Below are 9,588 nucleotides of genomic sequence, written 5' to 3'. Positions count from 1 at the left end.
GCGGCTAACTCTTCACCCGCCAGCTGCAGCTGATACATCTGCCAGTAACGGCCTTGCGCCGTGAGTAATTGCTGGTGCGTACCACGCTCAACCGCCTGACCGCGATGCAGCACCAGAATGGTGTCCGCATCGACAATCGTCGATAACCGATGCGCAATCACCACCAGCGTGGTGTGTTCACGTACCGCCGCCAGAGCTTGCTGAATGGCCTGTTCAGTACCGGAGTCAATACTGGCCGTGGCTTCGTCGAGGATCAACACCTGTGGCGTTTCAACCAACACCCGCGCCAACGCCAGCAGCTGTTTTTGACCAACGGAGAGATTATTGCCCTGCTCGCCCAGCCGGGTATGAATCCCCTCGCTCAGACCTCGCGCCAGTTCTGCCAGTTGCACGGTCTCCAGCGCCTGCCATACCCGCTCTTCTGAGATATCGCGGCCCAGCGTGACGTTCGCCAGGAAGGTATCTGCCATCACCACCGGATCCTGCTGCACCATGGCGATGCCCTGACGTAACGCACCGTGGCTCAGTGAAGACAGCGGCCGTCCATCAAGGCGGATTTCCCCCTGCGTCAGCGGGTAGTAACCCATCAACAGGCTGGCGAGCGTGCTTTTACCACTGCCGGTGTGTCCGACCAAAGCCACAAAGCTGCGCGAAGGCACGGATAGACTGATATTTTGCAGCACCAGATTGTCGTCGCGATAGGCAAATGAAACGTTATCCACCTCAATGTCCCCGCTCTTTAGCGGTCGCTCATCTTCACCATAGCGCTGACGTGGCCCATCCATCAGTTCGAACACTCGCTCACCGGCGACAACCGCCTGCTGCAGCATTGATTGCTGAGTGGTCAACTCGATCAGCGGTTCATTCAAACGGCCGAGGTAGCTGATAAACGCGTACAGCACGCCAACCTCGATCGAGCTGCCAGAGGTAAAACTGAACAGCATCAGCAATCCGCAGAGGATCAGCGCCGAGAAAAGGCTAAGCAGCGGGCGCAACAAAAAACCATCCAGTCGCAGGGTCTGCATACGCGCCATATAGTGCGAGCGGCTTGCTTCGCCCATTCTCTCGCCAAATCGCGCCTGCTGGCGGAACTGCTGGATAACACTCATGCCGTTGATGACTTCGTTAAAGCCATCGTTAATATCCGCCAGATAAGCGCGAACCCGGCGCACAATCGGGGTGCTGTAGCGTTGATAAATCACCATCACCACCAGCACGGCCGGGAAAATGGCCATCGCCACTAGCGCCATACGCCACTCAAGGCTGAACATCGCTACCAGCATGGCGCCAATTAATGCCGCGCTGCGCAGGACTGTTGCTACCACCGTCACGTACAGGTCGCGAATAACTTCAGTGTCATTGGTCACACGGGAGATTAGCTGCCCGACAGGTTGAGTATCAAAGGCGCTGAGCGGCTGGCGCAGCGCAGCGTCCATTACGTCGGTGCGCAACTGTTGTACTACGCCAACTGCCGCCTGGTTAAACAACAATGACTGCGCGTAATGCAGACCAGCCGCCAGCAGTTGTAGACCGATATATGCCGCAACCAGCCCGGCGACCATCGCCAGCGGCAGATTATTCTTCGCCACCATGTTATCGATAAAATAGCTAATCAGCAGCGGACCGCTGACTTCCGCCGCAGCTGCCACCCACAGCATGACTACCGCAATAGCCAGCTGTTTTCGCCATGGAGAGCCATACGCCAGCAATCTTTTCAGGGTCGGCCATAATTGCCCAAAACTACGCATTAGCCGCCTCCTCGTTTATCTCTGGTGCATCAGTCAGCGCCGCTTCCAGTTGCTGATAGCGGTACATATCGCGATACCAGCCAGGCTGCTGCACTAACGCATCATGCTCGCCGCGCTGGGCAATATGCCCATGCTGCATCACGATAATCTCACTGGCTTCCGTCAGGGCCGATAAACGGTGGGCGCTAATAATGACGGTTCTGCCTTCGCCCCACTGGCGCAGGTTATGCAGGATCTGATGCTCGGTACGACCATCTACCGCCGACAGCGCATCATCCAGAATCAGGATTTCAGCGTTCAGGAGTAGCGCTCGAGCGATAGAAATACGCTGTTTTTGCCCACCAGACAGCATCACCCCACGTTCGCCCACTTCGGTGTCGTAGCCCTGCGGAAGACGTAAAATATCCTCATGAACGCTGGCAAGGCGTGCCACATACTCGATCTCTTCCTGCGTGGCCTGAGGGCGTCCTAACGCGATGTTATTGCCAACGGTATCCGAAAACAGGAATGGCGTCTGGCTGACAACTGCCAGCCGGCTGCGCCAGCTATCCAGTTGTAATCGCGTTAAGGGGATATCATGAAAGCGCACATCGCCGTGGGTGATATCAAAATGACGCTGAATCAGCGACAGCACCGTACTTTTCCCCGCGCCGGTAGGCCCACAAATACCCAACATCTGCCCAGGTTTAAGCTGGAAGTTCACATTTTCCAGCGCCGGATGTGCCGTTTGCGGGTAGCAAAATTCACGAATCGCCACCGCCAGCTCTCCACGCCCTTCCGGTACCGGTTCAGTGCCGTCATCCACCACCGGCGCTTCAGACAGCATGGCGCGAATACGGCTGTACGCCGCGCTGCCACGTTCGACGATGTTAAACATCCATGCCAGCGCCAGCATCGGCCAAATCATCAAACCGAGATACATCATAAAGCTGGTGAGCTGGCCGAGCGTCAGCGAGCCGTGCACCACCATCCAGCTTCCCCCAGCAATCGCCAGTAGGTTAGCCATGCCAATGGCGATATAAATCGTGGGATCAAAGCGGGCGTCAATGCGCGCCACGCGCAGGTTTTTCTTACCGGTATCTTCGGCATCGGCGGCAAATAATGCCGATTGCCGATCCTCCAGACCGAAGGCCTTGATCATGCGAATACTGGTCAGGCTTTCCTGAGTACGGTCGTTGAGACTGGAAAACGCCGCCTGCGCCAGCTTAAAGCGGTTATGCAGTCGATCGCCGTAACGTTTGATCATCAACGCCATCACCGGCATCGGCAGCAGCGCAATTAACGTCAACTGCCAGCTTATCTGCGTTGACATCACGATCAGCACCGCACATCCCATTACCAGCGAATCTACCAGCGTCAGCACGCCTTCTCCGGCGGCAAATACGACCCGATCGACATCGTTGGTCGCACGCGCCATCAGATCGCCCGTGCGGTGACGCAGATAAAATTCTGGATGCTGGCGACTCAACTGACGGTAATAATCTTCCCGCAGCTCAACCGCTAGTTGGTAGGATGCGCCAAACAGCAGCACGCGCCAGACATAGCGCAGCAAATAAACCACCACTGCAATCAGGGCAATTGTTCCCACCCACATCAGCAGTCGCTCGGTGGTGAAGCGTTGAGTCGTCACGCCATCCACAATGATCCCGACCACTTTCGGCGGAATAAGCTGAAGGATAGCGATGATGATAAGCAGGGCCACCGCCCCGAGGTAGCGACGCCACTCCCGGCGGAAGTACCAGCTTAATTGAGCAAATAATCGCACGCGTTATGTCCTGACAAGATTTCCGGCAATAAGCGCCGGGAGAGTTATTCAATAGGGAGCGCAGTTGTGTATTTAATCTGTTCCATCGCAAAGCTGGAGGTGACGTCAGACAGGCCCGGTACGCTGTTCACCAGGCGCTTATAAAATTCATCGTAGCTTTTCATATCGGCGACCTGCACTCGCATCAGGTAATCATATTCCCCTGCCATACGCCAGAACCCCAGAACCTCCGGCATACCGGTGACTTCGGTGACAAAGCGGCAATACCATTCACTGCTGTGATGCTGAGTCTTAATCAGCACAAACGCGGTCAGCCCCAGCCCCAGTTTTTCTGGATCTAACAGGGCGACTCTACCCAGCAGGATACCGTCATCCTCAAGCCGTTTGAGGCGTTTCCAGCAGGGGGTGGTAGTCAGATTAACGGCATCTGCTAACGCCTGCAAAGAAAGGGTGCAGTCCTGTTGCAGTAAGCTAAGCAGCTTACGGTCAATTTTGTCTAACATATCCACTCCACAGAGAAGAATTTTCTCCTTACATTCTATTTTAAAGGCTAAATGGCAACAATTTTTTCCGTGCTTTTCGCTATTCTTGGCACAAAATGACAAATGGATATCTATTAATGATGAATAGCTCCTGGGTTAAAAACGCCATCAATGAAATCAACGCGGATTATCAGCGTTCTGCGGATACGCATCTCATTCGTCTGTCGCTACCGGCGTTCCCGGGCATTCAGATCTATTTAAAAGATGAGAGCACGCATCCCACCGGGAGCCTGAAGCATCGTCTGGCGCGTTCACTGTTTCTGTACGGATTGTGCAATGGCTGGATTAAAGAAGGTACCACCATCATTGAATCATCGTCCGGTTCAACGGCGGTCTCTGAGGCTTATTTCGCCCGACTGTTAGGGCTGCCGTTTATTGCCGTCATGCCTTCCTGTACGGCGAAGCGTAAAATTGAACAGATAGAGTTTTACGGTGGTCGCTGTCATTTCGTGGAAAGCGCCTGTGAAATCTATGCGGCCTCTGAACAGCTGGCGCGTGAGCTGAACGGTCATTACATGGACCAGTTCACTTATGCTGAGCGCGCTACCGACTGGCGTGGCAATAACAATATTGCTGACAGCATCTTCCGTCAGATGCAGTGCGAGCCCAACCCCGTCCCCCGCCATATTGTGATGAGCGCCGGAACCGGCGGCACCTCTGCAACCATTGGCCGCTATATTCGTTGTCAGGGCTACGATACTCGCCTGATGGTGGTGGATCCGGAAAACTCAGTCTTTCTGCCCTTCTGGCAGGATCGCGATGCAACGTTACGCAGCCCGGTAGGAAGCAAAATCGAAGGCATCGGCCGCCCACGTGTCGAACCCTCCTTCATTCCTGACGTAGTCGATGAAATGCTGCGCGTACCGGATGCCGCAAGCGTGGCCACCGCACACTGGCTGGAAACGCAGTTGGGCCGCAAAGTCGGCGCTTCAACCGGCACCAACATGTGGGGAACGCTGCAACTTGCCGCCCGTATGCGCGATGCCGGAGAAAGCGGTTCACTGGTCACGCTGCTGTGCGACAGCGGCGAACGCTATCTTGAAACCTACTACAACCCGCAGTGGATCGACACGCACATCGGTGATTTAACGCCGTGGAAAGCGGAACTCACCCGGCTTCTGAACGCCCATTAATGGGATAAAAAAAAGCCAGACGCGAAGTCTGGCTTGCTGGAAGGGATCTCTCATTCGGGGGAATAAGGTAGATGCGGATTGTCCAGCCAATGCGTCAAAAAGTGTGACACCGCCTGATTGCGGCAATGCCCAATCACCGACAAATGCGGCAGTTCAGCAATCAGTTGTGGCATCGCGTTGCCCATAATCAGGCCGCGCCCAACGCTACCTAACATTTCGCGATCGTTCATGGCATCGCCAAACGCCATACATTCGGCCATTGAATAACCTAAGTGGTCGCTTAGTACCGCCAGCGCCGATCCTTTGTTACAGCCCACCGGCAGCACCTCAAGGCAATCAACCGCGGAAAAACAGAGATTTGCCTGCTCACCCAGCGCCTCATTCAGTTGAATGCGTAATTGGATCAGGGAGTCATGATCCCCACAGAAACAGACTTTCGTTACCTGATGAGCCGGAATACGTTTCACATCGACGATCTGGTAGCGAAATCCGCTATACACATGCGCCTGTAGCAGCGATGGGATCTCTTGTCCGGTGAACCAACCGTTGTCATTAAAGACATGCATGCTGGCTGTAGTATCCCACTTCTGATGTAACACGATATCCGCCACAGTCGGATCCAGATCCTGACGGTGCAATACATCGCCCTCAACAGAGTGAATGCGCGTGCCGTTACCCGTGATCAAAAAGGCGTCCAGTGAGATAGAACCCAAAATATGGCGCATCTCCAGCACATGGCGGCCGGTGGCAAATGTCAGGGTGATCTCGCGTTCACGCAGGCGCGCCAGCGTTGAAAGCGTTTCGTCACCTAAATGGTGATTCGGCATCAAAAGGGTGCCATCCATATCAAATGCAGCCAGACGAGCCATTTCTTTCTCCACACTGTGACGCAGTTAACTTGTGATTCAGTATCACCTGAGATATACGGAAGTAATAGTGAATAGATAAAATGAATTGTTCCGGGTTTATTACACAAAATCATTCAAGTTGCATCCAGGCGGCAAGTGAATGAACGTCCAGGAGCATGCAGTGACTGGGGTGAATTAACGCCGCCAACAAAGAGGCAGCTTGAAGGATGACGTGTATATGAGATTGTTGAATCGCCTGAATCAGTACCAACGCCTGTGGCAGCCGTCGGCGGGAGAACCGCAGTCGGTGACCGTCGGGGAGCTGGCAGAACGCTGTTTTTGCAGCGAGCGCCACGTGCGTACCCTGCTGAAGCAAGCGCAGGATGCTGGCTGGCTGGAGTGGCACGCCCAGTCGGGGCGTGGGAAACGCGGGCAGCTGCGCTTTTTGGTGACGCCAGATTCGCTACGCAGCATTATGATGGAACAAGCGCTGCAAAAGGGGGAGCAACTTAGCGTACTGGAGCTGGCTCAGCTGGCGCCGGGAGAATTAAGAACGCTGCTCCAGCCGTTTATGGGCGGTCAGTGGCAAAACGACACGCCAACCCTGCGCATCCCCTATTACCGCCAGCTCGACCCTTTGCACCCTGGATTTCTCCCCGGTCGCGCAGAGCAACACCTCGCCGGACAAATATTCTCGGGCCTGACCCGGTTCGACAGTGTTACGCAACGCCCCTGCGGAGATTTAGCCCACCACTGGAATATCTCCGCCGACGGCCAGCGCTGGGATTTCTATATTCGTTCCACCCTGTACTGGCATAACGGCGATGCGGTCAGCAGCACACAGCTACATCAACAGTTGCTGAAGCTGTTAGAGCTACCCGCGTTAAACAAGCTGTTTATCAGCGTAAAGCGCATTGAGGTAACGCATCCCCAGTGCCTAACCTTTATTTTGCATCGCCCCGACTTCTGGCTGGCGCATCGTCTGGCAAGCTACAGCAGTCACCTGGCACATCCCGAACTCCCGTTTGTTGGTACCGGTCCGTTCCGGTTGACGCTGTTTACCCCAGACCTGGTGCGCATCGAGAGTCACGATCACTACCACCTGAGTCATCCGCTACTAAAAGCCATTGAATACTGGATAACCCCGCAGCTTTTCTCCCAGGATTTGGGCACCAGCTGTCGCCATCCGGTTCAAATTGCAATTGGTAAACCCGAAGAGCTTCCCATGCTAAGCCAGGTAAGCAGCGGGATCAGCCTCGGTTTCTGCTATCTCACGCTCAGAAAAAGCGCGCGGCTGAATACGCAGCAGGCCCGTCGCCTGGTCAATATTATCCACCGCTCTTCCCTGCTACAAACGCTTGACGTGGATGAAAACCTGATCACGCCAAGCAATGCGCTGCTGCCGGGATGGACGATCCCCCAATGGGATGAACTGGACGACGTGCCGCTACCGGAAAAACTTACGCTGGCCTATCACCTGCCGGTAGAATTGCACGCCATGGCTGAACAGCTTCGCCAGGCGCTGGCGCTACTCGGCTGTGAATTAACGCTTATTTTTCATAATGCTAAAAACTGGGATGGCGACCATCCTTTAGCCCAGGCCGACCTGATGATGGGCGACAGGCTGATTGGCGAAGCACCTGAATATACCCTCGAACAGTGGCTGCGCTGCGATCAGCTCTGGTCACATGTATTGAGCTCGCCGGCATATACTCATCTGCAAACCACCCTGGATGCCCTGCAAATCCAGGCCGATGAGGACGATCGTCATGCGGCTTTACAACACGTTTTCGCCTCGCTGATGCATGACGCGACCCTGACACCGCTGTTCAATTATCACTATCGTATTAGCGCTCCGCCGGGCGTGAACGGCGTACGCCTGAATCCTCGCGGCTGGTTTGAATTTACCGAAGCCTGGCTACCGCCTCCGTCGGCGTGAAGAAGCTGGTCGGCGACACGCCCAGGCGCTACCATAAGGGTTTCGTTATTTGTCAGGAAAAACCATGAAACGTGCCGTTGTTGTATTCAGTGGGGGTCAGGACTCCACAACCTGTCTGGCGCAAGCGCTGCATCAGTATGATGAAGTGCACTGCGTGACCTTTGATTATGGTCAGCGCCATCGCGCTGAGATTGATGTCGCACGTGACCTGGCCTTAAAACTTGGCGCGCGTGCGCACAAGGTACTTGATGTAACGCTGCTCAGCGAACTGGCCGTCAGCAGCCTGACCCGCGATAACATTCCGGTACCCGATTACGAACCGGATGCGAACGGCATTCCTAATACCTTTGTGCCAGGACGCAATATTCTGTTTTTAACGTTGGCGGCGATTTACGCGTATCAGGTGCAGGCGGAGGCAGTCATTACCGGCGTTTGTGAAACGGATTTCTCTGGATATCCGGACTGCCGCGATGAGTTCGTCAAAGCCCTGAACCATGCCGTAAGCCTGGGAATGGCGAAAGATATCCGCTTTGAAACCCCGCTGATGTGGATCGATAAAGCCGAAACCTGGGCACTGGCCGATTACTGGGGCAAGCTGGACCTGGTACGCGAAGAAACGCTGACCTGTTATAACGGCATCAAAGGTGACGGTTGCGGTCACTGCGCGGCCTGTAATCTGCGCGCCAACGGCCTGAACCATTATCTGGCAGATAAACCGGCAGTGATGGCGGCAATGAAGCAGAAAACAGGACTAAAGTGATCGTTTTGCCGGATGGCGGTGCACGCACCTTATCCGGCTTTCGACATTCACCGTGGTCAATATCGCCCGTAAGCCTGATAAGCGAAGCGCCGTCAGGCTTCCTTCCATCACTTCACCATCTGCTCCAGTTTTTCGCGCAACTCCCCTTCCAGCGGTAGCGCCTTTTGCGTTTTCAAATCAATACAGACGAAGGTAATCAACGCGTCTGCCACCACCTGTCCTTCCGGCTCCAGGGTGATAGTCTGGTTCAACACACCGCTTTTGCCATTTAACTGTTGCACCTGACTGGTAATGGTCAGCAGGTCGCTCAGCACCGCAGGGCGGCGGTAGTTAATGTTAATATTCACGACCACAAAAGCGATGTTGTGTGCGGTCATCCACTGAAAGCTGTCGCTGTTTTCCAGGCCATCCCAGCGGGCTTCTTCCAGAAACTCAAGATAGCGAGCATTGTTAACGTGCTGATAGACATCAAGATGAAAACCACGAACTTTGATTTGTGTTTGCATAGCGCAGGAGCCTTACGTTGTTTTTATAGGAACACACTTCAGGGTAAGAGGTCATAACTGGTATGACCTCTACAGTCTGGCAAACTTTCAGCACTCTGCAAGTTATTAAAGTGTTAAAACTGCCAGATTGCGCTCTACCAGCGAACTCCCCATGCCCGGTACCTGCTTTAAGTCCTCCACCGTTTTAAACGGCCCGTACTCCTCACGATAGCTGACAATCGCCTGCGCTTTCTTCAGACCCACGCCATTCATGACTCGCGCTAAATCCTCCGCAGAAGCGCTGTTGATGCTTACCCTGGTGCCTTCATCATCGCTCGCTTTAGCCGGTTGCGTGGCTTTGCTTTGTG

9 protein-coding genes are annotated in these 9,588 nt (G+C 54.5%); 3 read left to right on the top strand and 6 right to left on the bottom strand.

Annotated elements, in window-relative coordinates; all coding sequences use genetic code 11:
* The 3 genes from FDW87_RS03665 to decR all read right to left on the bottom strand — a co-directional run.
* A partial coding sequence (locus FDW87_RS03665) for a SmdB family multidrug efflux ABC transporter permease/ATP-binding protein (protein WP_137379481.1) occupies positions 1-1,748 on the bottom strand: 1,748 nt, incomplete at its 3' end.
* Positions 1,741-3,513 (bottom strand): SmdA family multidrug ABC transporter permease/ATP-binding protein, encoded by a 1,773-nt coding sequence (locus FDW87_RS03660; protein ID WP_016155869.1) that lies wholly within the window; start codon positions 3,511-3,513, stop codon positions 1,741-1,743. The genes FDW87_RS03665 and FDW87_RS03660, both read right to left, overlap by 8 nt.
* A 44-nt stretch (positions 3,514-3,557) precedes the next feature.
* Positions 3,558-4,016, bottom strand: coding sequence for a DNA-binding transcriptional regulator DecR (gene decR, locus FDW87_RS03655; RefSeq protein WP_016152059.1), 459 nt, complete (start codon positions 4,014-4,016; stop codon positions 3,558-3,560).
* A gap of 116 nt (positions 4,017-4,132) precedes the next feature.
* On the opposite strand from decR, the gene FDW87_RS03650 reads away from it, so the two are divergent.
* Entirely contained in the window at positions 4,133-5,188 is a 1,056-nt protein-coding gene (locus FDW87_RS03650; protein ID WP_087121826.1) for a PLP-dependent cysteine synthase family protein, read from the top strand.
* A gap of 50 nt (positions 5,189-5,238) precedes the next feature.
* Here the strand turns inward: FDW87_RS03650 and cof are convergent, their stop codons facing one another.
* The gene (gene cof, locus FDW87_RS03645; RefSeq protein WP_016152057.1) at positions 5,239-6,057 is read right to left on the bottom strand and encodes an HMP-PP phosphatase; all 819 of its coding nucleotides are present in this window, start codon (positions 6,055-6,057) and stop codon (positions 5,239-5,241) included.
* Between the two features lie 217 nt (positions 6,058-6,274).
* Between cof and FDW87_RS03640 the strand changes: the two genes are divergently transcribed.
* Together FDW87_RS03640 and queC are read left to right on the top strand one after the other, a co-directional pair.
* Complete coding sequence (locus tag FDW87_RS03640; RefSeq protein ID WP_016152056.1) at positions 6,275-7,975, top strand: SgrR family transcriptional regulator; 1,701 nt, start codon at positions 6,275-6,277, stop codon at positions 7,973-7,975.
* A gap of 64 nt (positions 7,976-8,039) precedes the next feature.
* Positions 8,040-8,735 (top strand): 7-cyano-7-deazaguanine synthase QueC, encoded by a 696-nt coding sequence (gene queC / locus FDW87_RS03635; protein ID WP_003021638.1) that lies wholly within the window; start codon positions 8,040-8,042, stop codon positions 8,733-8,735.
* Between the two features lie 107 nt (positions 8,736-8,842).
* Here the strand turns inward: queC and fadM are convergent, their stop codons facing one another.
* Both fadM and FDW87_RS21705 read right to left on the bottom strand, forming a co-directional pair.
* Positions 8,843-9,241, bottom strand: coding sequence for a long-chain acyl-CoA thioesterase FadM (gene fadM / locus FDW87_RS03630; RefSeq protein WP_016152055.1), 399 nt, complete (start codon positions 9,239-9,241; stop codon positions 8,843-8,845).
* Between the two features lie 105 nt (positions 9,242-9,346).
* The coding region (locus FDW87_RS21705; RefSeq protein WP_252362988.1) for a helix-hairpin-helix domain-containing protein at positions 9,347-9,588 on the bottom strand (242 nt) is incomplete at its 5' end.

It is taken from the genome of Citrobacter sp. wls826 (assembly GCF_005281245.1).
In the GTDB taxonomy this organism is placed as follows: Bacteria; Pseudomonadota; Gammaproteobacteria; order Enterobacterales; family Enterobacteriaceae; genus Citrobacter; species Citrobacter braakii.
This window is presented reverse-complemented; position numbering and strand designations above follow the sequence as displayed.